The sequence below is a fragment of the Novosphingobium sp. genome, assembly GCF_027486195.1.
GTDB lineage: Bacteria > Pseudomonadota > Alphaproteobacteria > Sphingomonadales > Sphingomonadaceae > Novosphingobium.
In genome coordinates this window covers 23,018-39,301 of sequence record NZ_JAIXPP010000025.1, presented here as the reverse complement: position 1 = coordinate 39,301, position 16,284 = coordinate 23,018, and the positions used below count along the sequence as shown (strand labels likewise).

At 66.7% G+C, this 16,284-nt stretch carries 14 protein-coding genes, 1 tRNA gene and 1 pseudogene; 7 read left to right on the top strand and 9 right to left on the bottom strand.

The genetic code is table 11. The features are described from left to right. From Q0071_RS05710 to Q0071_RS05690, 5 genes are all read left to right on the top strand, one after another. Positions 1–251: P-II family nitrogen regulator (locus tag Q0071_RS05710; protein ID WP_298166230.1), on the top strand; the 251-nt coding region annotated here is incomplete at its 5' end. Positions 252–322: 71 nt separating this feature from the next. Next, positions 323–1,738, top strand: coding sequence for an ammonium transporter (locus Q0071_RS05705; RefSeq protein ID WP_298166229.1), 1,416 nt, complete (start codon positions 323–325; stop codon positions 1,736–1,738). Positions 1,739–1,981: 243 nt separating this feature from the next. Further along, a complete protein-coding gene (locus tag Q0071_RS05700; protein ID WP_298166227.1) occupies positions 1,982–4,183 on the top strand; it encodes a bifunctional diguanylate cyclase/phosphodiesterase in 2,202 nt (733 codons plus the stop codon). A 55-nt stretch (positions 4,184–4,238) separates the two neighbouring features. Further along, positions 4,239–5,375, top strand: a complete 1,137-nt coding sequence (gene hisC, locus Q0071_RS05695) for a histidinol-phosphate transaminase (protein ID WP_298166225.1) — start codon at positions 4,239–4,241, stop codon at positions 5,373–5,375. Then, positions 5,372–6,292 carry a prephenate/arogenate dehydrogenase family protein gene (locus Q0071_RS05690; protein ID WP_298166223.1) on the top strand — a complete coding sequence of 307 codons (921 nt, stop codon included), beginning with the start codon at positions 5,372–5,374 and terminating at the stop codon, positions 6,290–6,292. The genes hisC and Q0071_RS05690 overlap by 4 nt, the downstream gene beginning before the upstream one ends. A 9-nt stretch (positions 6,293–6,301) precedes the next feature. Here Q0071_RS05690 and Q0071_RS05685 read toward each other — a convergent pair whose 3' ends face one another. Genes Q0071_RS05685 through ftsE form a run of 5 tightly spaced genes read right to left on the bottom strand, consistent with a single transcriptional unit; the run spans position 6,302 to position 10,551 of the window. Next, positions 6,302–7,588: an NRAMP family divalent metal transporter gene (locus Q0071_RS05685; protein ID WP_298166220.1), complete on the bottom strand. Its 1,287-nt coding sequence runs from the start codon at positions 7,586–7,588 to the stop codon at positions 6,302–6,304. Next, positions 7,585–8,298 carry a lysophospholipid acyltransferase family protein gene (locus Q0071_RS05680; RefSeq protein WP_298166219.1) on the bottom strand — a complete coding sequence of 238 codons (714 nt, stop codon included), beginning with the start codon at positions 8,296–8,298 and terminating at the stop codon, positions 7,585–7,587. Before Q0071_RS05680 ends, Q0071_RS05685 begins: the two co-directional genes overlap by 4 nt. A gap of 8 nt (positions 8,299–8,306) precedes the next feature. Next, positions 8,307–8,855, bottom strand: coding sequence for a YdcF family protein (locus Q0071_RS05675; protein WP_298166217.1), 549 nt, complete (start codon positions 8,853–8,855; stop codon positions 8,307–8,309). 10 nt (positions 8,856–8,865) lie between these two features. After that, the gene (locus tag Q0071_RS05670) at positions 8,866–9,792 is read right to left on the bottom strand and encodes a cell division protein (protein WP_298166215.1); all 927 of its coding nucleotides are present in this window, start codon (positions 9,790–9,792) and stop codon (positions 8,866–8,868) included. A 12-nt stretch (positions 9,793–9,804) separates the two neighbouring features. Next, positions 9,805–10,551 (bottom strand): cell division ATP-binding protein FtsE, encoded by a 747-nt coding sequence (gene ftsE, locus Q0071_RS05665; protein WP_298166213.1) that lies wholly within the window; start codon positions 10,549–10,551, stop codon positions 9,805–9,807. 161 nt (positions 10,552–10,712) lie between these two features. Here ftsE and Q0071_RS05660 point away from each other — a divergent pair, with 161 nt between their 5' ends. Beyond that, positions 10,713–11,480, top strand: coding sequence for a zinc-ribbon domain-containing protein (locus tag Q0071_RS05660; RefSeq protein ID WP_298166211.1), 768 nt, complete (start codon positions 10,713–10,715; stop codon positions 11,478–11,480). A 103-nt stretch (positions 11,481–11,583) separates the two neighbouring features. Further along, positions 11,584–11,670 (top strand) — tRNA-Leu (locus Q0071_RS05655). Positions 11,671–11,726: 56 nt separating this feature from the next. Here the strand turns inward: Q0071_RS05655 and Q0071_RS05650 are convergent. The 4 genes and pseudogenes from Q0071_RS05650 to Q0071_RS05635 form a co-directional block, all read right to left on the bottom strand. Continuing rightward, positions 11,727–12,737 carry a glycoside hydrolase family 76 protein gene (locus Q0071_RS05650; RefSeq protein WP_298166208.1) on the bottom strand — a complete coding sequence of 337 codons (1,011 nt, stop codon included), beginning with the start codon at positions 12,735–12,737 and terminating at the stop codon, positions 11,727–11,729. A gap of 34 nt (positions 12,738–12,771) precedes the next feature. After that, positions 12,772–14,128 (bottom strand): annotated as a pseudogene (eat, locus tag Q0071_RS05645) (ethanolamine permease). Next, entirely contained in the window at positions 14,125–14,877 is a 753-nt protein-coding gene (gene eutC, locus Q0071_RS05640; RefSeq protein ID WP_298166236.1) for an ethanolamine ammonia-lyase subunit EutC, read from the bottom strand. Before eutC ends, eat begins: the two are co-directional and overlap by 4 nt. 5 nt (positions 14,878–14,882) lie before the next feature. Beyond that, complete coding sequence (locus tag Q0071_RS05635) at positions 14,883–16,274, bottom strand: ethanolamine ammonia-lyase subunit EutB (RefSeq protein WP_298166206.1); 1,392 nt, start codon at positions 16,272–16,274, stop codon at positions 14,883–14,885. Between the last annotated feature and the right edge of the window lie 10 nt (positions 16,275–16,284).

Below are 16,284 nucleotides of genomic sequence, written 5' to 3'. Positions count from 1 at the left end.
TGTCGGAAGTGAAGGGTTTCGGCCGTCAGAAGGGCCAGACCGAGATCTACCGCGGCGCCGAATACACCACCAACATGCTGCCAAAGGTGAAGATCGAAATCGCTGCGAGCGACGATCTGACCCCCCGGATCATCGAGGTGATCCAGCAGACAGCCAGCACCGAGGCGATCGGCGACGGCAAGATCTTCGTTCTCGATCTTGCTTCGGCCACCCGCATCCGCACCGGCGAAACCGGGGATACCGCGCTGTGAGCGGCCTGTCTTTCAGCGCAGTGTCGGCAAGCGCGGTGGGGACCGCCACTTCTGACATGAGGGGAACTTCGATGATCCGTAAGATGATCGGCGGGGTCGTGGGCGCAGGCTTGACGCTCGGCGCCGCTTCCACTGCCTTTGCCCAGGCGGCAATGGTCAAGGCGCCCGACGTGGCGGCCCAGGCGACCATGGTGAACAAGGGTGACACCACCTGGATGCTCGTTTCGTCCGTGCTCGTCCTGATGATGAGCATTCCGGGCCTCGCGCTGTTCTACGGCGGTCTCGTTCGCACCAAGAACATGCTTTCGGTTCTCATGCAGGTGTTCATGATCGTCTCGATCGCGGGCCTGCTCTGGGCGACCTACGGTTACAGCCTCGCCTTCACCGGTGGCTCGCCGTTCATTGGCGGCTTCGGCAAGGCGCTCATGGCTGGCGTTACCAGCGGGACCTACTCGGCGACGTTCTCCAACAACGTCTACATTCCCGAACTCAGCTACTTCGTCTTCCAGATGACCTTCGCCATGATCACACCGGCGCTGTTCATCGGCTCATTCGCTGAGCGCATCAAGTTCACCCCGCTGATGGTGTTCGTGGTGGCGTGGTCGACCTTCGTCTACTACCCGATCGCGCACATGGTCTGGTACTGGGCTGGTCCGGACTTCCTCGTCGATGCGCCGACCGACTCCGGTCTGCTGTGGGCCATGGGTGCGCTGGACTTTGCGGGCGGCACCGTCGTTCACATCAACGCCGGTATTGCGGGCCTCGTGGGCTGCCTCCTCCTCGGCAAGCGCCTGGGTTATGGCAAGGAAGCCACCCCGCCGCACTCGCTGACCATGACCATGATCGGCGCCTCGCTGCTGTGGGTTGGCTGGTTCGGCTTCAACGCTGGCTCAAACCTTGAATCGAACGGCGTCGCTGCGGTTGCCTTCGTCAACACGATGCTCGCCACCTGCGCTGCTGCGGTCAGCTGGGCGATTGTCGAGCAGGTCGTGCACGGCAAGCCTTCGATGCTGGGTGCTGCTTCGGGTGCCGTCGCCGGTCTCGTCGCGATCACTCCGGCTTCGGGTTACGGCGCGCCGATGACCTCGATCGTCCTCGGCCTCGTGGTTTCGCCGCTGTGCTTCTTCTTCGTCAGCACGGTGAAGAACAAGTTCAAGTACGACGACACGCTCGACGTCTTCGGTGTCCACTGCATCGGCGGTATCACCGGTGCCATCGCCACTGCTATCGTCGCCTCGCCGGCACTCGGCGGCCAGGGCATCATCGATTACACCCAGTTCCCGGCTGTTGCGGCTCCGACCTACGACATCGCTGCCCAGCTGATTGTCCAGGTCAAGGCGGTGCTCCTGACCCTCGTGTGGTCCGGTGTCGGTACGGCGGCGATCTGGTTCGTTCTCGACAAGACCCTGGGCATGCGGATCAGCGAAGAAGGCGAGCGCGAAGGCCTCGACATCGCTGACCATGGTGAGCGTGCCTACAACTACTGATTAACCAGCTTGGCGGGGCCAGTGGGCGAGATCCTCTCCCTCTAGCCCGACGGGGCCCCGCCAGACGATGTTCCTCCTGCGAACAGACTAAGGCCGGAAGTGCAATCGCGCTTCCGGCCCTTTTTTGTTTTGCAACAGCGAGTTATCGGGCGAGCCGAGGCTCTGGACCCCCGTTAACCTTCCCACAACGCCCTTGGGTTACATACCTAATGTCTAGTAATCAGCTAGCTAGGGGATATCTGAGTGGTGCTGCGCAAGGCACGCGAGGTTTTCGGGATCGGGGCAGTCGATGCCTCACCATCCCGCACATCCGAAAGCGAAGCGGCGGCGCTGTGCCACACCTACGAAGATCTCGGCCTCGGCTTCTTCTGGTCCACCGATGCGGAAGGGCGCCTGACCTACCTCTCGCCCGGTGCCCATGCGCTGCTGGTGGGGGATGGAACGGCCACGGGGCAGACCTTCCTCGAACTTTTCCTCAAGACCGGCAATGAGAGCGAAGGCGAACGAACGCTGCCTTTCGCTTTCGCGCGCAAAGGGCGCTTCGAGAAGATTACCGTGCGCAGCGAGCGCGGCGATGGCGAGACGCTGTGGTGGGCCATCTCCGGCGAGCCGATCACCCATCGCGGCGAATTCGCCGGCTTTCGCGGCCACTGCGAGGACATCACCGGCGAGCGGCGCTCGGCCGAGGAAAGCTCGCACATGGCGATGCATGATGCGCTGACCGGCCTGCTTAACCGGCGGCGCATGTCGCAGCTGCTCGAACGCACGCTCACCCAGTGCACCCAGCAGCGCAGCCCCTGCGCGATCATGCTGATCGACCTCGATCGCTTCAAGCAAGTCAATGATACCCTGGGCCACGCGGCCGGCGATGCCCTGCTCAAGCAGGTGGCAGCCCGGCTTGTCCGCGTGGTGGGCGACAAGGAGAAGGTCAGCCGTCTCGGCGGTGACGAATTCCAGGTGATCATGCCGGGGGTCGAGGATCGCGGTGTGCTCGGCGATATGGCGACGAGCATCATCACCAGCATTTCGCAGCCCTATACCATCGACGGCAGCCGCTGCCTGATCGGCGCGTCGGTCGGTGTCGCGGTATCCCCGTTCGATGGTGAGGACAGCGACAGCCTCGTGCGCAATGCGGACCTTGCGCTCTATGCCGCAAAGGGCGGCGGGCGCGGCCGTTTCCGGTTCTTCAGCGCGGACCTCCTCAAGGCCGCTGCCGACCGCCGCCTGCTCGAGGAAGACCTCCACGACGCACTGCAGCGGGACGAGCTCGAAATCCACTACCAGCCGGTCGTGCGGGCGGCGGACAACCATGTCGTCGGCGTCGAGGCGCTGGTGCGCTGGAACCACCCCGAGCATGGCCCGGTCAGCCCGGCGCGGTTCATCCCGATTGCCGAGGAATCGAACCTCATCAAAGGCATCGGCGAATGGGTCCTACGCCGCGCCTGCGAGGAAGTTGCGGCCTGGCCCGGCGGCCTGCGCGTGGCCGTCAACGTTTCGCCCGTGCAATTCGCGGATGATGGCTTCCCGGCACTCGTCGCCAGCGCGCTGGCCAATTCCGGTATCGATCCCGAACGGCTGGAGCTGGAGATCACCGAAAGCGTGTTCCTTCAGGAGGGCGGTGCGACCAACGAACGCTTCAAGGCGCTCAAGGGCCTTGGTGTGCGGCTGGCACTCGATGATTTCGGTACAGGCTATTCCTCGCTCGGCTATTTGAAGACGGCGCCGTTCGACAAGATCAAGATCGATCAGTCCTTCGTGCGCGGCGCGACCGAGGCAGGCTCGCGCAACCGCGCCATCATCGCCGCGATTGTCGCGCTGGCGCAGGCACTGGAAATGGACACGACGGCAGAGGGCGTCGAGAGTTTCGACCAGTTCGATCTCATGAAAAGCCTCAACGTCACGCTCGTGCAGGGCTACATCTACAGCCACCCGATCCCCAACGATATGTTCGTCCAGAAGCTCAACGAAGGCGACTGGATCATCGAGCCTTCGGGCCCAGCCTTCCAGCGCCATGATCGGCAGGCGATGTTCCGCCGCATCGGCGCGATCCATGATAACCACTACTACCCGGTCGTTCTGCGCAACCTCTCGGTCTCCGGCGCGCTGATCGAGGGCCTTGTCGATGTGCCGGTCGGTGCCGAATTCGTGATCGATCTCGGCGAAGGCCAGCTGGCGGTCGCGCGCGTCCGCCGCTCGCGCAAGCGCCAGCAAGGGCTTGAGTTCGAGCAGGCGCTTGTGCCCGATGGCAATGGCGGCTTGTGTACGCGCCACCGCGCCTCACCTTATCAGCTTGCCGCAGCCGGCCTGCCGCAAAGCCCGCGCGGCGAAGGTGGACAGCCGGTCGGCCCACATCTCATCGGCGGAGGTGAGGATGGCAAGGCTTCGATGCCCGCTTTCGCCATGGCAAGCGACTGGAAGGGCGCCAATCTGCGCGTCGATCCGTAATCGCCCGTGCGAGACGGTTCCCTTGGCGCGGCAAGCCCGCTAAGGCGCCCCGGTCATGTCCGAGCCATCTGCCCCTGCTGCCGCCACTCGTCCCGTGCCCAAGCCGTGGATTGCGGCGATCCATCCTTATGTGCCCGGCAAGTCGACCGGCACCGACGGGCAGGTGCTGATCAAGCTTTCGGCCAACGAAAACCCCCTCGGCACCAGCCCCTTCGCGCGCGCTGCCCGCCTTGGCAGCGGTGAGGGCGCAGGTGATCCGGCGCGGTATCCCGATCCCGATAGCCATGCGCTGCGCGCTGCACTCGGCGCGCTTCACGGCATCGATCCGGCGCGGATCGTCATGGGCACCGGTTCGGACGAACTGCTCCACCTGGCCGCGCAGGCCTTTGCCGGGCTGGGCGACGAGGTGCTCTATCAGCGCTACGGTTTCTCGGTCTACGAGATCGCCGCCCGTCGCTGCGGCGCGGAGCCGGTCGAGGCCCTCGATCGGGATTACGCGGCGGACGTCGATGTCCTGCTCGGCTGCGTGACGCCGCGCACGCGGGTGGTCTTCCTCGCCAATCCGAACAACCCCACCGGCAGCTACCTGCCTCGCGCCGAACTGGCCCGGCTGCACGCAGCGCTTCCGGCGGATGTGCTGCTGGTGGTCGATCAGGCCTATGCCGAATATGTCGCTGCCGATGCCGACGACGGTGCCTTTGCGCTCGCCGCCACGACCGAGAACGTGCTGATCACCCGCACCTTCTCCAAGATCTACGGGCTTGCCGGCGAACGGGTCGGCTGGGCGACCGGGGCGCCGCACCTGATCGACATGCTGGGCCGCATCCGCGGGCCGTTCAACCTCACCGTTACCGCGCAGGCCGCGGCGCTTGCCGCGCTCGGCGATCAGGATTTCGTTGCATCCTCGCGCGAGCATAACCGCACCGAACGGACGCGCTTCGTCGCCGCGCTTTCAGCCCTCGGCAATCATGGCCTGCGTCCGCTGCCGAGCGAGGCGAACTTCGTGCTGATCGAGTTCACCGGCGCGCTGACCGCAGAAGGTGCCTACAAGGGTCTGATGGACCACGGCTTCATCACCCGCTGGCTGCCGGGGCAGGGCCTGCCGCAATGCCTGCGCATCACCATCGGCACGGCGGAAGAGATGGACCGCGTCGCCGCTGTGCTGCGCCAGCTCGCCGAAGCCGCGCGATGAGCGCGCCTGCGCCCTTCGCGCGGGTCGCTGTCATCGGGCTCGGCCTCCTGGGCGGCTCGGTCACCCGCGCCGTTCATGCGCACTTGCCGGATGCGATCACCACCGGTTTCGATGCCGACCCAGCCGTACGCGCCCGCGCCCGGGAGATCGGCCTCGCCAATTTCGTGCCCGATACAGTGGCCGAAGCCGTCACTGGGGCCGATCTGGTCGTGCTGTGCGTCCCTGTCGGCGCCATGGGGGCGGCAGGAGCGAGCATCGCAGCGCACCTTGCGCCCGGCGTGATCGTGACGGACGTGGGCTCGAGCAAGGCCAGCGTCGCCAAGGCGCTGGCCGAAGCGCTGCCCGGCGTGACCGTGATCCCCTCGCACCCGGTTGCTGGCACCGAGCAGAGCGGGCCGGATGCGGGCTTTGCCGCGCTGTTCCGCAATCGCTGGTGCATCGTCACCCCGCCCGCCGGTGCGGACGAGACCGAAGTTGCGCGGCTTACCGCATTCTGGGAGGCGCTTGGCGCGCGGGTCGAGGTGATGGATGCCGAGCATCATGACCGCGTGCTCGCCGTCACCAGCCATCTGCCGCACCTCATCGCCTATACCATCGTCGGCACCGCTTCGGATCTCGAGGAAGTGACGCAGAGCGAAGTGATCAAGTACTCCGCCGGCGGCTTCCGCGATTTTACCCGCATCGCCGCCTCCGATCCGACGATGTGGCGCGACGTGTTCCTGAGCAACCGCGATGCCGTGCTCGAAATGCTCCAGCGCTTCAGCGAAGACCTTACCGAACTGCAGAAGGCGATTCGCAAGGGCGACGGTGCCGTGCTGTTCGATACCTTCACCCGCACCCGCGCGATCCGCCGCTCGATCATCGAAATGGGCCAGGATGATGCGCGGCCAGACTTCGGGCGTAGCCACGAAACCTAGGTCTTGACCTTAGCTCAGCAGGAACATCGCCGAGACGAGGATCATCACCGCCGTTGCTGCCCAGCCGCCGATCTTGAGCAGCGGCGGCAGGGTCAACCGGCCCATGACCTTGGGATTGCTGGCTGCCAGCATGGTCATCACCATCAGCGGCGGCGCCAGCAGGCCGTTGATCACCGCGGTCCAGTAGAGCGCCTGCATCGGATCGATGCCGATCAGGTTGAGCGCCATACCGCCCAGCACCGCCACCACGATCGCGCCATAGAACGCCTTGGCTTCGTGCGGCTTGCGGTCCAGCCCCTCGGTCCAGCCGAAGGTTTCCGAAAGCGCATAGGCCGCCGAACCCGCCAGCACGGGGACTGCCAGCAGGCCGATCCCGATGATCCCTACCGCGAAAAGCAGGAAGCTGAGATCGCCCGCGATCGGGCGCAGCGCGCTGGCGGCCGCATCGGCGGAGGCAACCTCGTTGATGCCATGTGCGTGGAGCGTCGCCGCCGTCGCGATCACGATGAACAGCGCGGTCACGCTCGTCACGCCCATGCCAACCACGGTGTCGGTCCGCATCCGGGCAAGGCCGGGGCCCGCCGCGCGTGGATAGACGCCGAGCGGGTGCTTGTGCAGCCGGTGCTGCTCCTCCACTTCCTGCCCCGCCTGCCAGAAGAACAGGTAGGGGCTGATCGTGGTCCCCAGCGTCGCGATCACCGCCATCGTGGTCTGCCGGTCAAAGCTCAGTTGCGGCACGAGCACGCCGCGCAGGACTTCACCGGGCGAGAGCTTCGCAACGAACGGCACGAGGATGTAGGCCAGCAGGGAAAGCGCGGACCATTTGAGGATGCGGGTATAGCGCGCGTAGCTCACGAAGATCTCGAGCAGCACCGAGATCACGCCGAACAGCACGACATAGAGCATGGTCGGCCCTGGCAGCAGCAGATTGAGCGCGGCCGCCATCGCGCCGAGGTCCGAGCCAAGGTTGATCGTGTTGGCAACCAGCAGGAGCATGACCGAAAACCACAGCACCGGGCGCGGATAGTGTCGCTTCAGGTTGTGCGCGATGCCATGCCCGGTCACCGCGCCGATCCGCGCGCAGATCATCTGCGTTGCGACCAGCAGCGGGTAGCTGAACACCATGATCCAGGCGAGGCTGAAGCCGAACTGCGCGCCGACCTGGCTGTAGGTGCCGATCCCGCTCGGATCGTCGTCTGCCGCCCCGGTGATCAGCCCGGGCCCGAGCACCTCGCCCCAGCTGCGCGCATCGGCCTCGGTGTGCTTCTCGTCGAGGCGGGCGTCCTCAACGCTCACGGGTTGAGCGCATTGATGGCGGCATGGACGCGCGCTTCGATGTCCGCGCGCGGGAGGCCGGGGGGAATTTCCTCCCCGAAGCGATAGCGGATCTTGCCGGAGCGCTTCCACAGACGGTGGTAAAGCGGCCCGCTATCGACCGCCACCGGCACGACCGGCAGGCCGAGCATCTTGTAGAGCCCGGCAAAGCCTGCCTGCAGCGCAGGGCGGGTGTCGTGGGGCACGCGGGTGCCTTCGGGAAAGATGATCAGCGGCCGCCCGTCTGCCGTCCAGCGCCGTGCTTCGGCCAGCATGGCCCTGAGCGCGCTGGCGCCGCGCCCGCGGTCCACCGCGATCAGGCCATAGCGCGTGCCGATCGCGCCCCACAGCGGGATGCGCAGCAGCTGCTCCTTCGCGAAGACCACCGGCAGGGGGTACATGTGCGGCAAATCGATCGCCTCGAAGAAGGATTCATGCTTGATCGCATAGAGAACGCCGGCACGGGGCATGAAACCCTCGGCTTCTACGGTGATGCCCAGCAGCACCCGGACGCAGGTCCGGTGCCAGCCAGACCACACCCGCACCATCTGCTTGTAGCGATCCCCGCCCAGCGGCATCACGGCGAGCGCCGCGATTACCTGCAACACCGTGCCGCCGTAGAACGCGACATAGAAGGCAAGGCTGCGCAGCACATCGGGCAGGCGCGGGCCGGCGGCTTCGTGGCGACTCATGGTCTGCCCTACCACCCCGCAAGCCACGCGAGCATGCGCGCGATCAGCTTGTGGTATTCGATGAACAGCGTCTTCATGCTCGGGCGCGAGGGCACCGCATCGGGCAGGATTTCCACCCCGCGCGGGGCGGCCATGGCAAGATCGAACTGTGCCCGCCGCATGTGCCAGTCGGTGGTGACAAGGCGCACCGAGGTGATGTGTTCCGCCGCGATCCAGCGCGCGGCTTCCAGCGCGTTGGAGCGCGTATCGACGGATTCGAAGCCGAGTGTCACGCAGCAGGCGAGGAGCTGCGGCGATACCTTGTATTCGGCGGCGAACTCGCCCGGCTTCACTTCGCTCGCCACCCCCGCGATCAGCGCCTTGCGGGCCTGCCCGGCGCGCAGCACGTCGATCGCGCGCGGAATGCGTCCGCCCGCACCGGTCAGCGCGATCACGCCGTCCGTTTTCTGCGAACCCGCCGGGCGCGGAAGGGCGAGGGCGAACCACAGGAAGCCCAGCACCCACGCGAGCAGCACCGCCGCGCCGATGCGGCGAAAGAGGCCCGGCGGTTTGCGCACGCGCGCCATTTCAGAGCATCCGCCGCAAGGCGGCCAGCACGGTCACCCGCGCGGTCAGTACGGCGAGCGCGACACCGGCGAGCGGGATCGCTGCAATCATGATCCAGTCCTGCCAGTGCAGCACCGCGCCTGCCACCATGCCCGAGCCGAGGCCAGCGAACTGGCGCGAGAGCGTGACGATCGTCACCACGCCGAACAGCAGGCCCGCAAGGCCACCGGCGGCGGCGTCGAAGGCCATCGAGCGCTGGAACACCCGCGCGATCTGCTTGTCGGTGCCGCCCAGCATGTGCACGATCTCGATCGTTTCACGGTGATTGCCCAGCGCATTGCGCGAAGCGAGCAGCACGGCCGCAATCGTCGCGATAGCCAGCAGCGCGATCAGGCCGCCGGCTAGCCACTGCAGCGTTCCGATCGCGGCGAACACCGGCGCGAGCCACCCGGCTTGCGCATCGATCCGGGCAGAGGCGGCCACCGGAACCACCAGCGCGCGCAAGTGCGCCACCTGGTCCGCCGTTGCAGCACCCTTGAGCCGCACGTCGATCAAGGCCGGGATCGGCAAGGCCTCGACATCGTCGCCGGGCCGCGTGCCGAGCCATGGCTCGACCAGAGTGTTGAGTTCCTCCTGCGCCACTTGCCGAACTTCGGCCACTTCGGGCGCCTTTGCAAGCACGGCGACCACCGCTGCGGCCTGGCGAAGCCGTTCGGCCGGGGCGGCGGTCACGATCTGCACGGTGACGCCGCCTTCCAGATCCGCGCTCGCGGTTGCGGCCGCGTTGCGCAGGGCAAGTCCGCTGGCGGCGGCAACCACAGTCATCGCGATCATGATCGCGATGACCCACGGCATCGGCCCCGAAAGCTGCGCTTCGGGCAGCAGTCGCGGGTCGCTTGCCGCAGAACCGCCGCGCCAGCGCAGGAACAGGGTGGAAAGGAAGCCCATCTCCTGAAACGCTCAGAGCGGCGGCGACGCGTCGGCGCCAGCCATGGCCGGGCGGCGGGGCGGATAGCGCAGCGCGCCCGTCGGGTCGCTCAGCCGCCCCTTGTCGAGCCGCATGATCAGTGATTCCGGCACCTTGCGGATCAGGTGAACATCGTGGGTGGCGACCACCACGGTCGTGCCCAGCCGGTTGAGGCTTTCAAACAGGCGTAGCAGCTTTAGCGCCATGTCCGGGTCGACGTTGCCGGTCGGCTCGTCGGCGACAAGCATGTCGGGCCGCGCGATCACCGCGCGGGCGATGGCCACACGCTGCTGCTCCCCGCCCGAAAGCGTCGCGGGCCGGGCATGCTGCCGGTCGCCCAGTCCCACCCAGTCGAGCATTTCGCCCACCGGCCGCGCGATGTCCTTCTCGCTTACGCCCGCCACCCGCAGCGGCAGCGCCACGTTGTCGAAGGCGGAAAGGTGATCGACCAGCCGGAAGTCCTGGAACACCACGCCGATGCGGCGGCGGAATCCGGGCAGCCGTTCGCGCGGCAGGGTGATCGCATCGGTGCCGAACAAGCGGATCAGCCCGCGCGAAGGGCGCTGCGCCAGATAGAGCAGCTTGAGCAGGCTGGTCTTGCCCGCGCCGCTCGCACCGGTGAGAAAATAGAAGCAGCCCGGGTAGAGCGTGAACGAGACATCGGCCAGGATTTCCTTGTCCGTTCCGTAGCGCAGCCCGACGTTGTCGAACTGGACGATTTCGGCATCAGGCTGGATCATGTCAGGCGTTGCGGTCCCGAAGGGTGGTTTGCGTGCGCGAGGGGCCGCGCACTACTTGCGGCGGCTATACGGCGCAATCGATGTGGAAAAAAGGGCAGGCGAGCACTTCTCCCCGCCCGTCCCTATTGTTTCCTTGCATCCCCCCATGCTTAACCCGCCCCATGATCATTGCGTGCCCCGCCTGCTCGACGCGCTACGTCCTCCCCGACAGCGCGATAGGTGTGGAGGGCCGCACGGTGCGCTGTGCCAAGTGTCGGCACAGTTGGTTCCAGCACGGTCCGGAACTGCCGCCGCGCGAGGAGATGGCACCCTCGGCGACACCAGCCCCCGCTCCGCCGCCTTCACCGGAACCTGAAGACCAGCCCGGGCCCGTATCGGCAGAGCCGGTGCCCGAACCGCCCGTCGTACCACGGCCAGTGATCCGTCCGGCCACGCGCTCGGCGGACGAGAGTTTCGACGATAACGCCTCAAGCTTCGATCACCAGCCGCCGTTCCGTCCGCGTCGCAACACCGCGAAGCTGTGGACGATTGCGGGGGTCAGCTTCGCCGCGCTCGTCGCGGTGCTCATCGCGCTCGCCTCGTGGCTCGGCCTGCCGCGCTGGTTGCCTGCCGCACACGCGACGTTCGGGGCCGGCAACCCCGATCTCGTGCTGGCGTTCCCCTCCGAACGGCAGGATCGCCGCACGCTTCCCAATGGCACCGAGTATTTCGGCGCCAGCGGCACCGTCACCAATGTCGGCAAGCAGTCGCAGGAAGTCCCGCCGATCCTGATCGTGCTGCGCGATGCCAAAGACAAGGTGGTCTACACCTGGGATGTCTCCCCCCCGCGTGAGATGCTGAAGCCGGGCGAAAGCGTCACAATCAACGAAGCGGTGACCGACGTCCCCAAAAGCGCCAAGGTCGCGGAGATCGGCTGGAAGCCCGAATAAAAAATCCTCGGCTAGTTGTTGCGCGGCGCGGGGGGCTTTGCTAGGGGCGCCCCTCTACCCCGGCGGGGCAGCCTTTTTGGAAGGTGAACCCCGCTTGCGATGTGCGGTCGTGGCGGAACTGGTAGACGCGCAACGTTGAGGTCGTTGTGGGCGAAAGCCCGTGGAAGTTCGAGTCTTCTCGACCGCACCAATCACTCATTCTGAACATGTCGAAGTCACCCCTTTGGGGGCCCACGCATTCAGCGTTCACGATCCGGCTGCAAGAAACAGCGCGAGGGCGGAAGCCTGCGCGGCCGCACCGACTTGCCCTGATCCGCCGCTCCACAATCCGTCCACGGGCTGGCTGCCCCCGGTGCTCAGCGCCCACACAGCGTCGCTGTTGCGGGCAAGCCAGGCGCGCAGTTCCGCGCGCTCAGGGCCATCGGGCATGGCCTCGGCAAGGCGGCCGAGGTGGAAGACGAAGACGCCTTTGAACATCGGCCCGTCCGCGCCCAGCGCGTCGGATGGCTCGGTCAGCAGGCCCTGCGGGGTCACCAGCGTGCGCGTTGCGGCCAGCGCGGTTCGCAAGGCGGCCTCGCGGAACTGCGGATCGCCGGTGATGGCGGTGAGGTCGTTCAACCCGCCGAGCAGGACGCCCTGATTGTAGGTATAACGCGGCGCACCATTGTTGCGGCATTGCGAATCGAGCCCGTCGTTCACCAGCGCATCGGGGCCGATCATGCCAGAGGCGGCAAACCACGCCCATGTGCGCAGCGCCCAATCGCGATAGGTCTCCTGCCCCGTGGCGAGATAGAGCCGCGTCGAGGCAAGGAGCAGCAGTTCGTTGGTGATCGCGTTCTTGTAGCTGTGCTTCGGGTCCCACCACAGCCCGCCGCCGCAGTGATCGTCCCAGTGATCGGTCACGATGCGGCTGTAGTTTGCCGCAGCCCAGGCCAGCAGTTCGGGATCGTGGTCGATTTGCCAGGCATCCACGCTGGCGATCACCGCCCAGAGGTCATCGTCGTTGAGATAGCGCCCGGCACGGTTGCGCACGGCAGCGGCGATCTTGCCATTCCAGCGCGGATCGCCGGTGCGGCGCTGATAGTCCATCAGCACATCCGTCATCGGAAAGCGCTGCCAGTTCTCGCTGGCCTGCCACCCGTTTGGCGTGCCCCATGTGCGTTCCAGCGTGTCGGCCGCAGCGGCAGCGCGCGCCTGCCACGCGGGGGCTTCGGCACGCGCCGGAACCGCGCCAGGCAGGATCAGCAGGGCTGCCACCAGCCGCGCAATTCGCACCCTTCGCATCGGACGTTCAGGCCGCATCCCGGCGGCGCAGCAGCAGCGAACCTGCAACCAGCACCGCCATCAGCCCCGCGAAGATCGCCGCAAGTTCGCGGTTGTTCCACGCCATGGTCACGAGCGCGAGGCTGGCCATGCCGAGCGCAAAGGCGGGGGCGAACGGATAGAGCGGGGCGCGGAACGGGCGCAGAAGGTCCGGTTCGCTGCGCCGCAGCCGAAACAGCGCGGCCATCGAAACGATGTACATGAGCAGCGCGCCGAACGCGGAAAGCGTTACCACGCTCGCTGTCAGCGATTGGCCCGCGATGCTCACGAAAGCATCGCTGTAGATCGCGGCGATGCCCACCACGCCGCCCGCCAGCGTCGCCACATGCGGCGTCTTGAAGCGGGGATGCAACCGCGCGAACACTGCCGGAAGATAGCCAGCCCGCCCCAGCGCGAAGATCTGGCGCGCATAGCCCATGATGATCCCGTGGAACGAGGCGACGAGGCCGAACAGCCCCAGCCACACCAGCATGTGCAGCCACCCGCTGGAGGCACCCACCGCACGCTTCATCGCCTGCGGCAGCGGATCGTTGAGGCTCGATAGCTCGGCCCAGCTGCCCGATCCGCCCGCAAACAGCATGACTCCGAAGGCCAGCACCGTCAGCGTGAGAATGCCCGAGATATAGGCCATCGGGATGGTGCGGCGCGGTTCCTTGGCTTCTTCCGCCGCCATGGCGACGCCTTCGATCGCGAGGAAGAACCAGATCGCGAAGGGCAGCGCGGCGAATATGCCGCCGACCGCCGCCATGCTGAAATGATCCTGCCCGGCCCAGCCTCCGGCGAGGAAGTTGGACCAGCGGAAGGCGGGCAGCACCACGCCCATGAACACAAGGAGTTCTCCCACCGCCAGCAGCGTCACCACAACCTCGAAGCTCGCCGCGATCTGCACACCCACGATATTGAGCGCCATGAACACGGCATAAGCGCCGAGCGCGGCGTGCTTCGGCTCCAGCCCCCGGGAACTGCACGTGAAGATAGGCGCCGATGGCGAGCGAGATCGCAGGCGGCGCGAACAGGAACTCGACCAGCGTGGCAAACCCCGCCACCGCGCCCCCAACCGGCCCGAACGCGCGCAGGCCATAGGCGAACGGCCCGCCTGCATGCGGGATCGCGGTCGTCAGCTCGGTAAACGAGAAGATGAAGGCGATGTACATCGCCGCCACCGCCATGGTGGTGACAAGGAAGCCCAGCGTTCCCGCGCTGGCCCAGCCATAGCTCCAGCCGAAGTATTCGCCCGAAATGACGAGGCCCACGGCAATCGCCCAGAGCTGGAACGGGCCCAGTGTGCGTTGAAGCTGCTGCGAACCTCCGGTCGGCGTGGTCATGCGGGGCCTTGTCCTTCGAAGGCAAGCGTCGGGGTCTGGTCGTCCTTGAGCGCAACACCTGAAAGCTCGCGCCGCAGCGCCTCGCGCAGTAGCCAGCCGAGCGTGCGGGCGGCCTCCTGCGGAGATAGGCCGCCCGCCCCATGGATGTTGGAAATGCAATTGCGCTCGGCGTCAGTGCGGCCTGTTTGCGGCGCGTACGTCATGTAGATGCCAAGGCTGTCGTGGACACTGAGGCCGGGGCGTTCGCCGATGATCATCACGCAAACCCGCGCACCGAGTGCCTCGCCGATCGGATCGCCCAGTGCCACCCGCGCCGCCTGCGCAATCACCACCGGGCCGATCCTGAGGTTGTCCAGCCCGGCCAAGCAGGCCCGCACCAGCTGCGCGGCACCCGCTTGCACCCCCGTCGCGGAGAGCCCGTCACCAATCACGAAAACCACATCGCAGTCCCCGCCGGCATCGGCCAGCACTGCTGCGGAGCGCGCCGATAGCCGGCGGCCGAGGTCCGGACGGCGCAGATACGTCGCCCGGTCCGGTGCATCGCTTTCGACCTCCAGCACCGGCAGCGGGGCCAATGCGGCTGTCAGCGCGGCTGGATCGAGCGCCGCGTGAACGGCATCACGCGCGCGGGCATGGGCTAGCTGGAAGTCCAGCACTTCGCCCAGCGGCAAGGCATGCCCCACGCGGCCCAGCGCGATCCGCGCAGGTGTCGTTCGCCGCAGCCGCGCCCAAACCTCGCCCGGCACCACTTCACTCAAGAGAGGTTCTCCGCCAGTTGGCGCACGAACGACGAAGCACCGTCCGCCAGCGCCCGCAGCGTGCCATCGGGCGCGGTAATCCCCACGTCCGCCAGCCAGGCCTCGAATTCCGGCGCGGGGCGCAGGCCCATCACGCTGCGCAAGTAGAGCGCATCGTGGTTGGACAGGCTCTGGTAGGAAAGCATCACATCGTCGCTGCCCGGCACGCAGATCAGGAAGCTGCAACCCGCCACGGTAAGCAAGGTCATCAGGCTGTCCATGTCGTCCTGATCGGCCTCGGCATGGTTGGTGTAGCAGACGTCGCAGCCCATCGGCAGGCCGAGCAGCTTGCCGCAGAAGTGATCCTCCAGCCCCGCGCGGATGATCTGCTTGCCGTCGTAGAGATATTCGGGGCCGATGAAGCCGACGACAGTGTTCACCAGCAGCGGATCGAACGCGCGCGCCACGGCATAGGCGCGCGCCTCCATCGTCTGCTGATCCACGCCGTGGTGGGCATTGGCGGAAAGTGCCGAGCCTTGGCCCGTCTCGAAATACATCACATTGCTGCCGACTGTGCCGCGCCCCAGCGCCTGCGCCGCCGCATGCGCCTCGCGCAGCACGGCAAGGTCGATGCCGAAGCCTGCATTGGCCGCCTCGCTCCCTGCGACCGACTGGAACACCAGATCGACGGGCGCGCCGCGCTCGATGATCGCCAGTGCATTGGTCACGTGGGTGAGCACGCAAGTCTGGGTCGGGATCGCATAGGCCCCTCGCAATTCATCGAGCATGCGGATGAGCGTGGTGGCGGCAGGCACGCTGTCGGTCGCGGGGTTCACCCCGATCACTGCGTCGCCCACCCCGTGCAGCAGGCCGTCGAGCACGGCAGCGGCGATCCCGCGCGGATCATCCGCCGGGTGGTTGGGCTGGAGGCGCGTGGAAAGCCTTCCGGGGAGGCCGATGGTGGAGCGGAATGCAGTTACCACGCGGATCTTCTTCGCCACCGCGATCAGATCCTGGCTGCGCATCAGCTTGGAAACAGCCGCCGCCATTTCCGGCGTCACCCCCCGGGCGATAGCCGCCAGCGCTGCCTCGTCTGCCGCCTCGCTCAGCAGCCAGTCGCGAAATCCGCCGACGGTGAGGTGTGCGATGGGAGCAAAGGACGCGCCATCGTGGCTGTCGATGATCAGCCGCGTCACCTCGTCGCTCTCGTAGGGGACGATTGCTTCATTCAGGAACGTGGCCAGCGGCAGATCGGCCAGAACCCACCGTGCCGCCACTCGCCGTGTGGCGCTGGAGGCGGCAATGCCTGCGAGTTCGTCGCCGGATCGCGCCGGGCTCGCGGCGGCCAGCACGGCTTTCAGGTCCGCGAAGCTGTGCCGTTCGCCGCCAAGATCACAGGTAAACGGCAAGATCGCATGC

What these genes read in the sequence shown, in the direction of transcription:
- Q0071_RS05705 (WP_298166229.1), top strand. Translation starts at nt 323, where the DNA reads ATGATCCGTAAGATGATCGGCGGGGTCGTGGGCGCAGGCTTGACGCTC.
- hisC (WP_298166225.1), top strand. Translation starts at nt 4,239, where the DNA reads ATGTCCGAGCCATCTGCCCCTGCTGCCGCCACTCGTCCCGTGCCCAAG.
- Q0071_RS05690 (WP_298166223.1), top strand. Translation starts at nt 5,372, where the DNA reads ATGAGCGCGCCTGCGCCCTTCGCGCGGGTCGCTGTCATCGGGCTCGGC.
- Q0071_RS05680 (WP_298166219.1), bottom strand. Translation starts at nt 8,298, where the DNA reads ATGAGTCGCCACGAAGCCGCCGGCCCGCGCCTGCCCGATGTGCTGCGC.
- Q0071_RS05670 (WP_298166215.1), bottom strand. Translation starts at nt 9,792, where the DNA reads ATGGGCTTCCTTTCCACCCTGTTCCTGCGCTGGCGCGGCGGTTCTGCG.
- ftsE (WP_298166213.1), bottom strand. Translation starts at nt 10,551, where the DNA reads ATGATCCAGCCTGATGCCGAAATCGTCCAGTTCGACAACGTCGGGCTG.
- Q0071_RS05660 (WP_298166211.1), top strand. Translation starts at nt 10,713, where the DNA reads ATGATCATTGCGTGCCCCGCCTGCTCGACGCGCTACGTCCTCCCCGAC.